The following is a 15,479-nucleotide window of genomic DNA, read 5'->3' as shown; positions in this document are numbered from 1 at the left end:
TTCCGGTTGCCATCGCCACCCTCATGGGAGTAGTCAGGCTCCCGACACCCGCCGTCCCGACGAGGCCACCATGAACATGCATAGCCGCCCTGCCGACCCGAAGAAGCTGATCAAGGGCGCGACCGGCGACTGGGAAGTCGTCATCGGCATGGAGATCCATGCGCAGGTGACCTCCAATTCCAAGCTGTTCTCCGGCGCCTCGACCGAATTCGGCGGCGAGCCCAACTCGCATGTCTCGCTGGTCGATGCGGCGATGCCCGGCATGCTGCCGGTGATCAACGAGGAATGCGTCAAGCAGGCGGTGCGAACCGGGCTGGGGCTGAAGGCCGAGATCCACTGCAAGTCGGTGTTCGACCGCAAGAACTATTTCTACCCGGACCTGCCGCAGGGCTACCAGATCAGCCAGTACAAGAGCCCGATCGTCGGCGAGGGCGTGGTGCTGGTCGACACGGCGGACGGTCAGATCGAGGTCGGCATCGAGCGCCTGCATCTGGAGCAGGACGCCGGCAAGTCGATCCACGACCTGTCGCCCACCCAGTCGCTGGTCGACCTCAACCGCTCGGGCGTGGCGCTGATGGAGATCGTCTCCAAGCCGGACCTGCGCTCTTCCGAGGAAGCCAAGGCCTATGTGACCAAGCTGCGCACCATCCTGCGCTATCTCGGCACCTGCGATGGCGACATGGAGAAGGGAAACCTGCGCGCCGACGTCAACGTCTCCGTGCGCAAGCCGGGCGAGGATTTCGGCACGCGCTGCGAGATCAAGAACGTCAACTCGATCCGCTTCATCGGCCAGGCGGTCGAGGTCGAGGCGCGCCGGCAGATCGGCATCATCGAGGATGGCGGTACCATCGACCAGGAGACGCGGCTGTTCGACCCCAATAAGGGCGAGACCCGTTCCATGCGTTCCAAGGAAGAGGCGCACGACTACCGCTACTTCCCCGACCCGGACCTCTTGCCGCTGGAGTTCTCCCAGGGCTTCGTCGACGACCTCGCGGCGCACCTGCCGGAGCTGCCGGACGAGAAGAAGGCGCGCTTCGTCGCCGATTACGGGCTGTCCGCCTATGACGCCGACGTGCTGGTGGCCGAGAAGGCGACCGCCGACTATTACGAGGCGGCCGTCGCCCATGGCGGCGCCAAGCGCGACGCCAAGGCGGTGGCCAACTGGATCATGGGCGACGTCTCGGCCTTCGCCAACTCGGCCGGGCTTTCGGTGTCCGAGACCCACATCACCCCGGCGCAGATCGCCGGCCTCGTCGACCTGATCGCCGACCAGACCATCTCCGGCAAGATCGCCAAGGATGTGCTGGTGATCATCATCGGCGAGGAGAAGGACGGCGATCCGCGTGCCATCGTCGAGGCGCGCGGCATGAAGCAGGTGACCGACACCGGTGCCATCGAGGCCGCGGTCGACGCCATCATCGCCGCCAACCCCGACAAGGTCGCGCAGGTGATCGCCAAGCCGACCATGCTCGGCTGGTTCGTCGGCCAGGTGATGAAGCAGACCGGCGGCAAGGCCAATCCGCAGGCGGTGAACGACCTGCTCAAGGGCAAGCTCGGCATCTGAGCGCGGCGGGCGGCGATGAGCACGAGCGGGCATGCGGACAGCGGCGTCGGCGGCGAGGCCGACGGCGCGGTGATCATCGAGGAGGCGCGGCGGGAGGACCTGCCGGCCATCGTCGACATCCTCTCGCGCGAGACGATGTTCGGCGCCCGCGACAGCGCCGACCCGGCGGACTTTCCCGACTATGAGCGGGCCTTCGAGGCCATCGCCGCCGATCCGCGCGCCACGCTCTATGTCGCGCGGGCGCAGGGGCGTGTGCTCGGCACCTTCCAGCTGATGCTGATGCGGGCGCTGACCCGCCACGGCACGCTCATCGCCATCGCCGAGGCGGTGCAGGTGCATCCCGAGGCGCGCGGACTCGGCATCGGCTCGGCGATGATGATGTTCGCCAAGGACGAGGCGCGCCGGCGCGGCGCCGTCTCGCTGCAGCTGGTGTCGCACAAGAAGCGGGCCGATGCGCATCGCTTCTACGAGCGCGCCGGCTTCGAGAAACGGCTCGACGGCTTCAAGCTGGAGCTGTGAGCCTTCGCGGCCGACGGCGGAAACGCCGCCCGGAAGGGGCGCATCGTTCCCGCCGCTGTGTCGGTGCAAGGGGCGTCAAGCGCCCTTGACGCAGCTCGACAGGAACGCCTTGCGCGTCATGTCGTTGAGCTTGCCGCCCTTCTCGCCGGCGCTCCACTGCTTCTCGCAATTCTTCAGCTTGGTCTGCTGCGCCAGCTTGGCGGGTTTCGCCACCGGCTGGGCGGCGTCGGTCGCGGCGGCGGCCGGACTGGCCGTGGGAGCCGTCGGCGCCGGGCTGGCGGCGAATGCCGCGGCGGAGGTGACGACGAAGGCGGCTGTGGCGATTCCGGTAAAGAGTCTGGATGTCATCATGGGCTGATCCTCCATGGCGTCCGCCGGGAGCGGCGAACGGCAGACAGGATAACTCCCCGCCCATGTCGCAACTTCGACCGCCCATGGAAGAATTCGTGTCATTACATGAATGTAATCAGCGAATACTTACGTCGAGGCATCCCAATTCGTGCCGTAGCGGCAGATGCGTCGATCGACGACCGGCGGTTGCGCAATCAAACGCCGAAAGCGCCGGCCTTCGCGACCGGGCGGCCCCGCCGCCGCGCGCCCGCTTGCCAGCCGTCGCGCGCGGCCCTAGTTCTGTTGGCGAAACGCCCAAAAGGGGGCGGGACTGTGGAGGGCCGCGCGCCCATGGCCGAACTTCAGACGAACCCGATCAAGCTCTATTACTGGCCGACCCCGAACGGCTGGAAGATCAGCATCATGCTGGAAGAGTGCGGGTTGCCCTATGAGGTCATCCCGGTGAACATCGCCAAGGGCGAGCAGTTCAAGCCCGAGTTCCTCGCCATCTCGCCCAACAACAAGATCCCGGCCATCACCGACCCGCAGGGACCGGACGGCGCGCCGATCTCGATGTTCGAATCGGGGGCCATCCTGCAGTATCTCGGCCGCAAGACCGGCCTGTTCTACCCTGCCGACGAGCGCGGGCGGGTCGAGGTCGACCAGTGGCTGTTCTGGCAGATGGGCGGGCTGGGGCCGATGGCCGGCCAGACGCACCATTTCCGTATCTACGCGCCGGAAAAGCTCCCCTACGCCATCGACCGCTACACCAACGAGACGCACCGTCTCTACGGGGTGATGAACCGCCGTCTCGCCGACCGCGATTTCCTCGCCGGCGACTATTCCATCGCCGACATGGCCTGCATCGGCTGGTCGAAGCTGTGGGAACGGCAGGGGCAGAACATCGAGGAATTCCCCAACCTCAAGGCCTGGCTGGCGCGCATGCTGGCCCGCCCGGCGGTGAAGCGCGGGCTGTCGGTCAACGCCGAGGACCGCAACAAGGTGGATCTCGCCACGGACAAGGACGCGCAGAAGGTGCTGTTCGGCCAGCGCGCCCGCTGAGGCTTTTCTCGCCACGACCTGTCGCCGGCGCGGGCCGCCCGCGCCTCGCGAGATTCGTTCCGTTTCCCGGCGGGATGCGCTAAATTCGGCGCCATGACGCAGCGTGACCCGGGGCGGGGCGCTGACGAGTGTGCGATGGCGGGCGTGCGATGACGGATATGGATCCGATCGGCGGCGGGCCAGCCGCGATCTCAGACGACTATGCCGAGGGAATCGCCGGCTCCATCGCCGCCGAGGCGGTGCAGCGCGCCGTGCGGGTCGCCTGGATGGCGGTGCTGCTCGGCATTGCCGTGCAGCTCATGACCATCGTGCTCGCTCTCGGCTTCGGCGCCGGCTGGCCGGGCGTGGCGGTGCTGGCCGATTTCGCGCAGGGGGTGAGCTGGGCCATCCTGGTCTGCATCGGCCTTGCGGTGGGCACGGTGGCCGGGCGCGACCGCTCGCTGGTGATGGGCGTGCTGGGGCTGCTGTCCGGCCCGGTGGCCTGGGGCCTCGCCAAGGGCGCGCAGCGCACCGTGCAGGCGGCGCTGGGTCTCACCCCGGCGGGGATCGACGGGTTCTTCTATCTGGTCTGCGCCATCAGGGGCGCCGAATATGCCGCGCTGGGCGCGCTGCTCGGCTATCTGTCGCAGCGCGAGGTCACCGGCATCCGCAGCTATCTGCTGCTCGGCGCCGTGGTCGGGCTGGCGGCCGCCGCCGCGATGACGGGGCTGAATCTGTGGCGGGCGGCGCAGACCGGCGCGACGATTCCCACCGCCCGGCTCATCGGCGCGGCGGTGAACGAACTGGTGTTCCCGATCGGCTGCGCGCTGGTGATCTGCATGGCGCTGCGGATGAAGCGGCTGGTCGGGCTGCAATAGGCGGGCGGCAGCGATGCTGTCGCCCGCGGCGATCCGCCGGGCTTTTTCACGCGAAGCGCGGGACACGGCCCTTGATAACGCGGTTGGGCCTTGACCAGACCGGCCGCGATACCTAGACAGGTCGCCGTCGCAAGGTGTGCTTCGCCGTTCAGGTGGGCAGGCTCGGCCGACAGGAGACGTGGCCGAGAGGCTGAAGGCACTCGTTTGCTAAATGAGCAGACCCCTACAAGGGTCTCGAGGGTTCGAATCCCTCCGTCTCCGCCAAATCTTTTTATAATTGATTGAAATATATCATATTTTATCGGAAACGAGACCTCGGCCCCACTTCGGGGCCCATTTTATACGTGGGATAAGCGGAGATAGGTTGGGAAGCGCGGCGCGTTGGTTGGTCCCAGAGGCAAATTGGCTTCTTTCCGCATCGATGGGCCCGAGATCAAACCAGTTTCTCCTGCTCCTCGACCTTGGGCGATGCTTCAGCTAGCCGAATGTCGAGTGCCTGCAATGGTAGACGCTCTCGGCTGTCAAACGGCGTTAACGTGGGACACCTTGATCTCGATGCCCACGAAGCCAGCAGCAGGCCAGATCGGCAAAATCATCGTCGCCCTCTGAGGATATTGGGATGCGGTGTATCCGCATCCCAAATGGCTACCGCCGTAGCGCGCTATTCGCGGACATTTGCGGAAGCGCAGAAAGCGGATATTGGCCTCCCCCCAAGTGCGCCTCGAAGTTGACACTTCTTTCTCAAATCAATTCCCAACTGGTCGATAGCGAATCCAGGCGAGGTCCCTCCAGACGACACGGCTCATCCAAGGCGCTCGTGCCGCTTGAAAACGATCATCTTTTCCGAGGTCATCTCGTGGGCGGTGTAGGGAATGCCGCCGACTCCGTAGCCGGATTGGCGGCGTCCGGCGAACGGCATCCAATCGGTGCGGAACGCGCTGTGATCGTTGACCATTACTGTAGAGGCGTCCAAGCGCTCGGCGGCATCGAAAGCGATCTCAAGCTCGCGCGTGAAGATGCTCGCCTGGAAGGCGACAGGAAGGTAATTAGCGGCCGCAAGGGCTTCGTCGATTTCGTTGTAGCCATACACGCAGGTGACGGGCCCGAAGATCTCATGCGCCGAGACTTTCGCGTCACGTGGCGGATCGACCAGAATCGTCGGCCTGAGTGTCGTCTCGCTGAGGCGTCCGCCGCCGATCCGATGGGCACCCGCGGTGACCGCCTCGTCGATCCAGCTCTCTACCCGTTGCGCTTCCTCGGGCTTGATCAGCGGGCCAACGTCGGTGTCGGCGCGTGTCGGATCGCCGACCCGCAACTGTTTCAACCGCGCAGCAAAGCGCTCGATAAAATCTTGCTTGAGCGCGGCATGCACATAGATGCGCTGGACGGAAACACACACCTGGCCGGCATGATAATAGCCGCCCTTGGTCATCGGCTCGATGAGCGCGTCCAGATCGGCGCTGCGGTCGACGATGACGGGCGCGACGCCGCCATGCTCGAGCGCACAGCGGGTTCCGGGCGCCAGGATGGACCGCAGGCGCCAGCCGACCTTTGCCGAACCGATGAAGCTCAGAAAGGCGACGCGCGGATCGGTCGCGAAGGCTTCGGAAAGCGCGCGGCTTTCGGGAAGTAGCGTCTGCACCCAGCCCTCGGGCATGCCGGCCTCATGGACCAGCCTGACGAGTTCAAGGCACGAGAGCGGCGTCGCCATGGCCGGCTTGACGATGACCGGGCAGCCGGTGGCGATGGCGGGCGCGATCTGGTGCACGATGAGGTTGAGCGGATGGTTGAAGGCGGAGATCGCCGCCACCACGCCGATCGGCTCCTTGATGGTCCAGGCGCGGCGGTGCTCGCTGGCAGTGGACAGGCCCATGGGGATCTCGACGCCGCCCCGCGCGCGCAGCAGGTCGGCGGCGTTGCGGATGCCGTCAATGGCGCGGTCGGTCTCGACCAGCGCGTCCGTATAGGGCTTGCCGCCTTCGCGGGAGATCCGCATTGCGAAAGCTTCGCGCTGCTGTTCGACGAGGCCGGCGAGCCTGTGCAGCACCGACATCCGCTGATGCGGCTGCAGCCAGCCGGCCCGGTCCTGAAACCGGGCGTGCGCGGTCGAAAGCTTTGCTTCAAGCGCCGACGCATCGTCGGTCGGCAGTTCCGCGATGGGCGCGCGGTCGAAAGCTTGCACGACCTCGATCATGCCGTCCTCCTTATCAAGCAGATGAGCTGCAGGGGTCGGAACGCCCGGAGGGCTAGCGGACCTCGACCGGCTGCGAGACCACCGCCATCCGCTCGGCCAGTTCGGGAACCTTGGCGAGGTAGGCCGCGTAATGCGGCGAACTGCGATGGGCCTCCAGCGCGGCGGCGTCGCGGTAGAGTTCGTCGAGCACGAAGCGGTCCTCGTTCGAGGCGTCGCGCCAGACGTCCCAGCGAAGATTGCCGGGTTCGGCCCGGCACTGCGGCGCGAGGCCGACCAGCAGGGCCAGGAGTTCAGCGGCCTTGCCGGGGTGGGCGGTCAGCAGGGCGGTGATCTTGGCGGGGTGCGTCATGCGAAGCCTCCAAGGAGATGGTCAGGCGCGGCGCCCTTGAGGGAGCGGGCGCCGCGCCTGCGAAAAGGGTTCCGCTCGCGTCTGGCTTACCGCTTCAGCGCGGCGAGCAGTTCCTTCGCCAGCGGGCCGGCCGAGGCGGGGTTCTGGCCGGTGATGAGGCGGCCATCGACGACGACCTTGGGCTGCCAGTTGTCGGTGGACGAGTAGTCGGCGCCCTCCGCGCGGAGCGCTTCCTCGAGCTCGTAGGGCACGTCGTCGCGGGCGTAGTCGTATTCTTCCTTCATCGAGAAGGCGGTGAGCTTCTTGCCGCGCACGAAGGGCGTGCAGTCGCCGAGGTCCACGCCGAGCAGCGAGCACGGGCCGTGGCAGACGGCGGTCACGATCTTGCCGGTGCTCCAGGCGCGCACGACGGCCTTCTGCACATCGGCATTGCGCGCGATGTCGACCATCGGGCCGAGCCCTCCGGGCACCAGGATGGCGTCGTAATCGGCGGCATCCACCTCGGACAGCTTGCGGCTGTGGTTCAGCCGGCGGAACGCCTTGCTCTCGATGAATTCTTTCTGGGCGGGGTCGGTCTCGTCATAGGCGTCATAAGGCGTCCATCCACCGGCCGGTGAGGCGAACTCGATGGCGATGCCAGCCTTGTCGAGCACGTCGAAAGGATGGGCGACCTCGGCGAAGAAGAAGCCGGTCTTGCGGTTGTGCGGGCCGATCACGGACGCGTTGGTGACGATGAACAGGACATGCTGAGTCACGGTTTTCTCCTTTGGATATCGCGGGGCCTTTTCAGGCCGTCAGAACTTCACCACGGTCCGGCCGACAACCTTGTTGTCGCGCAGCAGGTCGAGGTATTCGTTGATCTGCTCGAAGGCGATGGTCTTGATCGTGTGCTGGATCTTGCCTTCGGTGGCGAGCGCCATGACTTCGCTGAGGTCGGCGTTGTTGCCCCAGAACGAACCATGGAACGTCTGTTCGCCCGATACGCGCGGGAACAGCGGGACATCGATGCGGTCGCCGACGAAGCCGACATCGGCGTAGTGGCCGCTGATCCCGAGCAGGGCGAAGCCCATCTGCACCATCTCCACCGCGCCGACGCAGTCGATGATCGCGTCGAGCTTGTTCTGCCCGGTGGCCTCCTTCAGCTCCGTGCCCACATCGGCGGCGGTCTTGCCCTTGACCGCGATGGTGTGGTCGGCGCCGTATTTCTTGGCGATGGCGAGCTTTTCCTCGCTGCGGGCGAAGGCGACGACGGTCGCGCCGGCACCGAGCAGCTTGGCGTACTGCACCGCATAGGCGCCGAGGCCGCCCACCCCGAACACGCCGACCACGCGGTCGGGCCCGAGCCCGCCGGCATCGCGAATCTTCTTGAGCGCGCGATAGGGCGTCAGCCCGGCATCGGTCAGCGGCGCCAGTTCCTCGAACTTCAGGTGCTTCGCCACCTTGATGACGTAGCGGGCGGGAACCGGGATGTACTCGCCGAAGCCGCCATAGGTGCCGAAGCCCGGCCAGCGCACATTCGGGCAGATATGTGTGTTGCCGACCTGGCAATGGCGACAGACGCCATCGCCCCATCCCGGCGCGACCACCACATGGTCGCCTTCCTGCAGGCCGGCGGCCTTGGGGATGACGCTGCCGATCTTCTCGATCGTCCCGGTGATCTCGTGGCCCGGAATGACCGGCGGCGGGATGTCGGCATAGCTCTGGAAGAACCCGTCGACCAGCAGCACGTCGGACCGGCACATGCCGCAGGCCGCGACCTTGACCAGCACCTCGTCCGCCTGGATGTCGGGGGTGGGAACGTCCTCAAGGACCAGCGCCTTGTTGTATTCGAGAATGCGCGCAGCCTTCATGGTCCTCGTCCTTCCTCACTGTTGTCAGGTCTGGTGATTTCCGCCGCCGCCGCCGCGGCCGCGGCCACGGCGATGTCCTGCTCGACCGTTCCCGCGCTGGCACCGACCGCGCCGACGATCTCGCCGTCGATCAGGACCGGCAGGCCACCGCCGAAGATGACGACCTTGCCGCCATTGCTCTGCTGGATGCCGAAGAGTGGGGCACCGGGCTGCGCCATCCGCGCCAGGTCCACGGTGCGCTTGTCGAACAGACGCGCCGTCATGGCTTTACCGATGGCGAGGTCGATACTGCCGATCAGCGCGCCGTCCTGTCGCGTGAAAGCGACGAGCGCGCCGCCGGCGTCGACCACGGCGATGTTGTAGGCGACGCCGAAGCTCGCCGCCCGGGCCTCGCCCGCGGCAAGCATCCGCTTCGCATCCGACAGGACCAGAGTGGTGAAGGAACGCGGCATGCCCTGCCTACCCCTGCCGATCCGTGAGCAGCTTTTCGACCGTCTCGTCCGTGGTCCAGATGCCGTTGGCCATGAAGCGGAAATTGATGAGCGCGGCGAGGTAGCCGTCGCCATCGGGAAGCTTCGGCGCGGCCACGGCATCACGCACGACGGCAACCTCGAAGCCCGCTTCGAGCAGGTCGCGCATGTGGGATTCGACGCACATATTGGCGAGCATCCCGGCGAGGATGACCTGGCCAATGCCCTGCTTGCCGAGTTGCAGCTTCAGGTCGTTCGCCTGCGGCCCGTAGAGTTTGTGCGGCGAGCAGATGATGGTCTTGCCGTCCTCGATGAAGGGCTTGAATTCCTCCATGAAGTCCGCGCCGGAGCCGCGGAAGCCCTCAACGGTGTAGGGCCCCTTGCGATCGAACGCACCGGTGTCGTGCTGGAACTTCTCGAGCGGCGCCTGCCAGCGCCAGCCATGGTCCCAGCAGTAATAATAGTGCGGCGAGACCGCGACGGTTATTCCCGCCTTCTTGGCGGCGGTGAAAAGCGCGACGAGGTTCGGCACCAGATTGTTTTCGGTGACGCTCTCGCCGACCGCGCCCCAGGCCCGCCCACTGGGGCTCATGACGTCGACCTGCGGATCGATCACCACCAGCGCCGCGCGCCGCAGGTCGAGCGTCATCTCGGTCTTCGGCAGCATTGGCGTCGGCGTATCCGCATAGAGTGCGGCGGAATGGGGCGCGTAATTCGGCTTCATCGACGTCGCTCCGGGAATGATCGCTGCGGGCCGTTCCTGCGTGCCTCGCCCTGCGGGTGCCGGCACTCGCAGGGCGCGTGGGTCACGGCGATCCCGCCTTGCGGTCTAGAAAGTCGCGGATGAGCGGGGCCATTTCCGCCAGCCTGTCCTCGAGCGCGAAATGGCCGCTGTCGAGCAGATGGAATTCGGCGTCCGGCAGGTCGCGCAGATAGGGATGGGAGCCCTCGGCCGGGAAGATCTTGTCGTTCTTGCCCCAGACGATGATCGTCGGCGGCTTGCGCTGCCGGAAGAATTCCTGGAATTGCGGGTAGAGCGGCACGTTGGTGCGGTAGTCGTAGAACAGGTCCAACTGGATCTCGCTGTTGCCCGGCCGGTCGAGCAGCGCCTGGTCGTGCACCCAGTTGTCCGGGCTGATGCGGGAGACATCGCCCATGCCGTCGGTGTATTGGAACTTGGTGGTCTCCAGCGTCAGCAGACCTGACAGCGCCTGGCGCTTCGCCGGCGTGTTCTCGGCCCAGTACGCCTTGATCGGGTTCCAGAACTCCCGAAGCCCCTCCTCATAGGCGTTGCCGTTCTGGACGATCAGAGCACTTACGCGCTCGGGATGCCTGAGGGCGAGGCGATAGCCGACCGGCGCGCCGTAATCCATGAGGTACAGGGCATAGCGCTGCGCACCCAGGCGCTGCACGAGCGTATCGATCATCTCGGCGAAATGAGCGAAGGAATAATCGAAGCGCGTATGTTCGGGGGCGTCGCTCTGGCCGTATCCGGGATAGTCCGGCGCGATGACGCGATACTTGTCGGCTAGCAGCGGGATCAGATTGCGGAACATATGCGACGACGTCGGAAAGCCGTGCAACAGAAGCACCACTGGACCATCGGCGGGGCCGGCCTCGCGATAGAAGACCTTCACCCCGTCGATCGTTTCGTACCGATAGTGCACGACGGGCATCGGCCACCCGGCCACCGAAACCGGGCTCTGCTGCGCGAAGGCATCGGGGGCGCCCATTAGGCTGAGCACTAGCGGCGCTAGAGCGAGGACCATCCTGATCATCGTTACCTTCCCCAGCCCCGGCTAGTTTTCGACAGCGGCTTTTTCGATGAAGGAGGCGACTTCCTTCGGGTGCGACAGCATCGCGGCATGGCTGCTTTGCAACTCGACCAGCTTTGCCTTGGCCCGTGTCGCCATAAAGCGCTGGATGGTCGGCGGAACCATGTGATCCTGCGTCGTGAGCATGTAGTGGACAGGCTTGTCCTTCCAGGCTGCGCGGGTGAGCTTGGGCTCGATCGCACCCAGTCCCCACGGGACCTGAGCCACTGACATGAAGCCAGTGATCGAAATATCGACATCCTGCGCGAATGCGGTCGGGAACTTCGCAGGATCCACCAGAATGAAGCCGTCGCTTGGCGGCAGTAACGGCGCTCCGGCCTCGCCGGGGGTTGGACGTGTGGCGAGATCGAACACCGATTCCCCGACCTCCGGCGCGAAGGCGGCGATATAGGCGAGCGTGCGGACCTTCGGGTCGCTACCGGCCTCGCTGATGACGGCGCCGCCATAGGAATGGCCGACCAGCACCACCGGCTTCGTCGCCCGTGCAATGACCTGCCGGGTGGCCTCGACATCGCCTTCGAGCGTAACCGTCGGGTTCTGGACCACCAGAACCTCATAACCATCGTTCGCGAGGATGTCGTAGACCGACTTCCAGCCCGAAGCGTCGACGAAGGCACCGTGCACGAGGACGATGGAGACCGGCTTGGCGTCGCCGCGGTTCTGAGCCGGGGCGGGGAAGGCGGCAGTCATGGCGAGGAACACTCCCAGTATCGCGTGTTTCATCAATGGCTCTCCAGGGGCCGCGGCCATCGCGCGTGTCCGGTCAATAGTTCGGGATTATTAGAGCGGAGGCGCGCCCATCGGATTTTTGAAAGCGTGTTGGGCACGAAAGGAGAGTCGTGCTGCTTTACGTGTCCCGTGCAGATGTTATCTTCAACGTTGGATAGATATGCTCACAGTCGACACTTTGTGCGCCCGGATCACCGCCCCATTCAACCTTGAACACCTTTGACCAGACTGTAGTCACCAGGGCATCAGCTGTCCTTAGGCCCGACCATAAAGATCTTTAAGATTGCTTTTGGCATGGCCGACCGTGCGATTGGCCCGCAACCTTTGGCAGGTGGGCTTTCGGCGGGGCACGGCAATTGACGCCGATATGGGCCCACCTTAACAATCCTGAAATTGCTTAAGTTCAAAGCCGTCGCGCGACGTAGCGACAGCGCTTTGTGATGTCGCGAGAGCCACGGAGGGAGGAACTGCGCATGGGTGCCGAACGACAGATCGGCGCCAACCTGCTGTCGTTCGAAAACCCGCCAGATCGGCTGGAAATGGACGTCCGGCACCGCGAGTTGCGGGTGAACGGATCGGTGCTCGCCATAAGCCGTCGCGCGTTCGAAATCTCGCAGATATTGATCGAAGCCTCGGGAGCCACGGTCGCGAAATCGGAGCTGATGTCGCGCGTGTGGCCCAAGGTCGTGGTCGGCGACACGGCCCTTCAGGTGCAGATTTCCGCGATCCGCAAGGCGCTCGGCGTGAACCGGGCCTTGTTGAGAACCATATCGGGCAAAGGCTATCGGCTGCTCGGCGACTGGGTTCTGTTGTCCGCGGCGATCAACGCCGATCCGGCGCGCCCTCGGCAGCCGCCCTCCGATCTGACATCGGCGGACCGCCAGCCGATCTACCGTTCCGAGGAATGCGAAATCGATTTGCTGCTGCGACAGGTGCGCGTTCGCCGCGGGGCCGTGCCGATCGGCGGCCGGGCCTTCGATATCCTCGCGGTGCTGGTCCAAGCCGCCAACGAAGTCGTCACGCGGGGCGAACTGCTCGACATCGTCTGGTCCGGCGCGACCGTCGGCGAAACTGCCATCGACGTCCACATATCAGCGATCCGCAAGGCGCTCGGTTCGTACCGGGCCATGCTGAAGACAATCTCCGGGCGCGGCTTCCGGCTGGTCGGCGAATGGAGCGTGCACACGACCAGCGCGCCGCCGCCCCCGCCTTCCCTGCCGCGCAGCATGGCTTCGACAAATCTGCCCGCCGCCGCGAACGACCTTGTGGGGCGGGCGGCCTCCTTCGCATTCCTGCAGGAGGCGTGCTCCGCCTATAGGATCGTCACCCTCACCGGGCCGGGCGGCATCGGCAAGACCGCGCTGGCCGTGGAACTGGCGCGCAGCCTTCTCGTCCGATTTGACGCCGGCGTCTGGCTCGTGGAGCTGGCCTCGCTGGCCGATCCGAACCTGGTGCCGGTCGCCGTGGGCGAGGCCATCGGCCTTAAGGCCAATGGCCGCCCGATGTCGGCGGAAGGTGTGGCACGCGCCATCGGCCACGACCGCCTTCTCCTCGTGCTGGACAATTGCGAGCATCTTATCGGCTCGGCGGCGCAGCTGGCAGAAGCCGTCGTCCGGTTGGCGCCGAACGCCGTCATCGTCGCGACCAGCCGCGAGACCCTGAGGATCAACGGCGAATACGTCTATCGTGTGCCGCCTCTCGATGTTCCCCAGCAGGAATCCGCGCTGCCGGACGAGATACTGAGCAATAGCGCCGTGCAGATGTTCCTCGGGCTGGCCGAGGCGCCGCATGTGGCCGGCCTGCGCGACGGGCAGAATTTGCGCTCCATAGCCGGCATTTGCCGTCGCCTCGACGGGCTGCCGCTGGCGATCGAGTTCGCCGCAGCCCGTTCCACCTCCTTAGGGCTCTCCCGCGTCGCCGACGGGCTGGAAAACCGCTTCGCGCTGCTCACCACCGGACGCCGCACGGCATTGCCACGCCATCGGACGCTGCGCGCGGTTTTCGACTGGAGCTACGCTCTGCTGCCGGAGGTCGAACGTCGGCTGCTGCATCGGCTGGCGGTCTTTCCCGGCGGTTTCACGTTCGAGGCGGCGTGCGCGGTGATGTGCGATCATTCCCCGACCGAGGTCGCGGACTGCCTGTCGAGCCTCGTCGAAAAGTCGATCGTCACCTTTGATCGCAGCACGGCGGACGAGCGCTGGCGTCTGCTTGAGACCGTGCGTGCCTACGCGATGGACAAGCTCGCCAGCAGCGGCGACGGACACGCTACAGCGCGCCGGCAGGCGGAGTACTTCCGTGACTTCTTCGCCACCTTCAATTCCGATCCGGATATCAGCGCCGAGGAACTGCCCCGTTACGCCCGCGAGATCGACAATCTGCGTGCGGCGCTGTCCTGGGCGTTCTCCACCTCGGGCGACACGACCCTCGGCGTCGCCCTTACCGCCGCCGCCGTCGCCTTCTGGCTGGCCGCGCCGCTGCTGGGCGAGTGCAGCGACTGGACCGCCAGGGCCGTGGCCAATCTCAATAGCGCGGTGACTGCCGAACAGGAAATGGTCCTGCGCTGTGCTCTCGGCCAGTCCCTCATGTTCACCGAGGGCATGACGCCCGCAACCTACACCAATCTGGCGCAGGCGCTTGCTCTTGCGGAGGTTACCGGGGATGTCGAGTACCAGAAACGCGCGGTGCACAGCCTCTGGCAGATCAATCTGCGCTCACTGGACCTGCATAAGGCATTGCAACTCAGCCGACGCTATGCTGACCTAGCACGCAGCGAAACCGACCCGGCGCCAGCGCGCACGGCAGACCTCATGGTCGGCATGTCTCTGCTTTATCTGGCGGAATATGCCGAATCCTCGCGCCTGCTCGAGCGCGCCATCCACGATCATTCGCTGGCGCCACGGCGTAGCAAGGTACCATCGCTGGGTATCAACGAGATCGCGTCCGCCCACGGGCATCTGTCGTCCTGCCTGCTTGCACGCGGCCTCATCGATGCGGCGATACGAGCGGCCGAGCGGTCGATGGAAGAGGCCCGGCTTGTCGGGCAGCCGGTCGCGCTGTGCCTGGCGCTGGCTCGACCGGCCTGCCTGCTATTTCCCGAGATCGGTGCGCTCGATCGGGCTGAACGTCATATCGCGACCATTCAGGAGCAGGCGGACCGCTACGCGCTCTCAACCTTCCGCGCCGTGGCGCTGTGTGCGAAGGGGCGTGCCCTCGCCATGCGGGGCGAGCCCGCCGCCGGTGTCGTGGCGCTGCGCTCAGGCCTGGCCCAGCTTGAGGCCACCGGCTATCAGTCCTTCCTGATGCCGTTTCGCGGCTATTTCGGCGAGGCGCTGACCGCTGCGGGCCATACAGAGGAAGGTCTCGCAGAAGTCGAAGCGGCGGTGAGTTGCGCGGAGCAGACCGACTATTTGGAGTATGTTCCCGAGTTGCAATGCATCTATGGCCGGCTCCTCGCTCTGCGCCATCCCGACGACCCAGCCGCGGAGCAGGTCTTCCTGCGCGCGATCGATCTCTCGCGGCAGGAGCAGGCGCTGTACTGGGAGTTATGCGCGGCGGTGGGCCTTTCAGAGCGTTGGCTTAGACAGGGCCGGGAGCCGGAGGTGCGCCCGCTGCTGGCACCGATCTATAAGCGTTTCACGGAAGGGTTCTCGGCGCCGGCGCTGATGCGGGCCAGCACGCTGCTGGGATCGAGAGCCGTCTGTGACGCAGATTGAGCCCCGT

At 65.7% G+C, this 15,479-nt stretch carries 14 protein-coding genes and 1 tRNA gene; 6 read left to right on the top strand and 9 right to left on the bottom strand.

Going from position 1 to position 15,479, the window contains the following annotated elements:
- Window positions 1-70 precede the first annotated feature (70 nt).
- Together gatB and KHC28_RS16375 are read left to right on the top strand one after the other, a co-directional pair.
- The gene (gatB, locus tag KHC28_RS16380) at window positions 71-1,564 is read left to right on the top strand and encodes an Asp-tRNA(Asn)/Glu-tRNA(Gln) amidotransferase subunit GatB (protein ID WP_214009425.1); all 1,494 of its coding nucleotides are present in this window, start codon (window positions 71-73) and stop codon (window positions 1,562-1,564) included.
- A 15-nt stretch (window positions 1,565-1,579) separates the two neighbouring features.
- Window positions 1,580-2,083 (top strand): GNAT family N-acetyltransferase, encoded by a 504-nt coding sequence (locus KHC28_RS16375; protein WP_214009424.1) that lies wholly within the window; start codon window positions 1,580-1,582, stop codon window positions 2,081-2,083.
- Window positions 2,084-2,158: 75 nt separating this feature from the next.
- Here KHC28_RS16375 and KHC28_RS16370 read toward each other — a convergent pair whose 3' ends face one another.
- Window positions 2,159-2,434 (bottom strand): hypothetical protein, encoded by a 276-nt coding sequence (locus KHC28_RS16370; protein ID WP_214009423.1) that lies wholly within the window; start codon window positions 2,432-2,434, stop codon window positions 2,159-2,161.
- 330 nt (window positions 2,435-2,764) lie between these two features.
- Between KHC28_RS16370 and KHC28_RS16365 the strand changes: the two genes are divergently transcribed.
- The 3 genes from KHC28_RS16365 (at window position 2,765) to KHC28_RS16355 (ending at window position 4,596) form a co-directional block, all read left to right on the top strand.
- Window positions 2,765-3,475 (top strand): glutathione S-transferase family protein, encoded by a 711-nt coding sequence (locus KHC28_RS16365; protein WP_214009422.1) that lies wholly within the window; start codon window positions 2,765-2,767, stop codon window positions 3,473-3,475.
- A 149-nt stretch (window positions 3,476-3,624) separates the two neighbouring features.
- Complete coding sequence (locus KHC28_RS16360) at window positions 3,625-4,332, top strand: hypothetical protein (RefSeq protein WP_214009421.1); 708 nt, start codon at window positions 3,625-3,627, stop codon at window positions 4,330-4,332.
- Between the two features lie 172 nt (window positions 4,333-4,504).
- Window positions 4,505-4,596: transfer RNA gene (locus KHC28_RS16355), tRNA-Ser, on the top strand.
- Between the two features lie 538 nt (window positions 4,597-5,134).
- Here the strand turns inward: KHC28_RS16355 and KHC28_RS16350 are convergent.
- The 8 genes from KHC28_RS16350 to KHC28_RS16315 all read right to left on the bottom strand — a co-directional run bounded on the left by KHC28_RS16350 (window position 5,135) and on the right by KHC28_RS16315 (window position 11,753).
- Complete coding sequence (locus tag KHC28_RS16350; protein ID WP_214009420.1) at window positions 5,135-6,526, bottom strand: aldehyde dehydrogenase family protein; 1,392 nt, start codon at window positions 6,524-6,526, stop codon at window positions 5,135-5,137.
- A 52-nt stretch (window positions 6,527-6,578) separates the two neighbouring features.
- Window positions 6,579-6,875, bottom strand: a complete 297-nt coding sequence (locus KHC28_RS16345) for a putative quinol monooxygenase (RefSeq protein ID WP_214009419.1) — start codon at window positions 6,873-6,875, stop codon at window positions 6,579-6,581.
- Between the two features lie 86 nt (window positions 6,876-6,961).
- The gene (locus KHC28_RS16340) at window positions 6,962-7,630 is read right to left on the bottom strand and encodes a type 1 glutamine amidotransferase domain-containing protein (protein ID WP_214009418.1); all 669 of its coding nucleotides are present in this window, start codon (window positions 7,628-7,630) and stop codon (window positions 6,962-6,964) included.
- A gap of 39 nt (window positions 7,631-7,669) precedes the next feature.
- Window positions 7,670-8,725, bottom strand: coding sequence for an NAD(P)-dependent alcohol dehydrogenase (locus tag KHC28_RS16335; protein WP_214009417.1), 1,056 nt, complete (start codon window positions 8,723-8,725; stop codon window positions 7,670-7,672).
- Window positions 8,722-9,177, bottom strand: a complete 456-nt coding sequence (locus KHC28_RS16330; protein ID WP_214009416.1) for a GlcG/HbpS family heme-binding protein — start codon at window positions 9,175-9,177, stop codon at window positions 8,722-8,724. Before KHC28_RS16330 ends, KHC28_RS16335 begins: the two co-directional genes overlap by 4 nt.
- A 7-nt stretch (window positions 9,178-9,184) precedes the next feature.
- Entirely contained in the window at window positions 9,185-9,919 is a 735-nt protein-coding gene (locus KHC28_RS16325; RefSeq protein WP_214009415.1) for an isochorismatase family protein, read from the bottom strand.
- A gap of 82 nt (window positions 9,920-10,001) precedes the next feature.
- Window positions 10,002-10,871: an alpha/beta fold hydrolase gene (locus KHC28_RS16320; protein ID WP_376772759.1), complete on the bottom strand. Its 870-nt coding sequence runs from the start codon at window positions 10,869-10,871 to the stop codon at window positions 10,002-10,004.
- Window positions 10,872-10,994: 123 nt separating this feature from the next.
- Window positions 10,995-11,753, bottom strand: coding sequence for an alpha/beta hydrolase (locus KHC28_RS16315; RefSeq protein ID WP_214009413.1), 759 nt, complete (start codon window positions 11,751-11,753; stop codon window positions 10,995-10,997).
- 479 nt (window positions 11,754-12,232) lie between these two features.
- On the opposite strand from KHC28_RS16315, the gene KHC28_RS16310 reads away from it, so the two are divergent.
- A complete protein-coding gene (locus KHC28_RS16310) occupies window positions 12,233-15,472 on the top strand; it encodes an ATP-binding protein (protein ID WP_214009412.1) in 3,240 nt (1,079 codons plus the stop codon).
- The last annotated feature ends 7 nt before the right edge of the window (window positions 15,473-15,479 follow it).

The organism is Ancylobacter sonchi (genome assembly GCF_018390695.1).
Taxonomy (GTDB): domain Bacteria; phylum Pseudomonadota; class Alphaproteobacteria; order Rhizobiales; family Xanthobacteraceae; genus Ancylobacter; species Ancylobacter sonchi.
The sequence above is the reverse complement of the archived record's forward strand: the minus strand, read 5'-3'. Positions and strand labels throughout refer to the sequence as shown.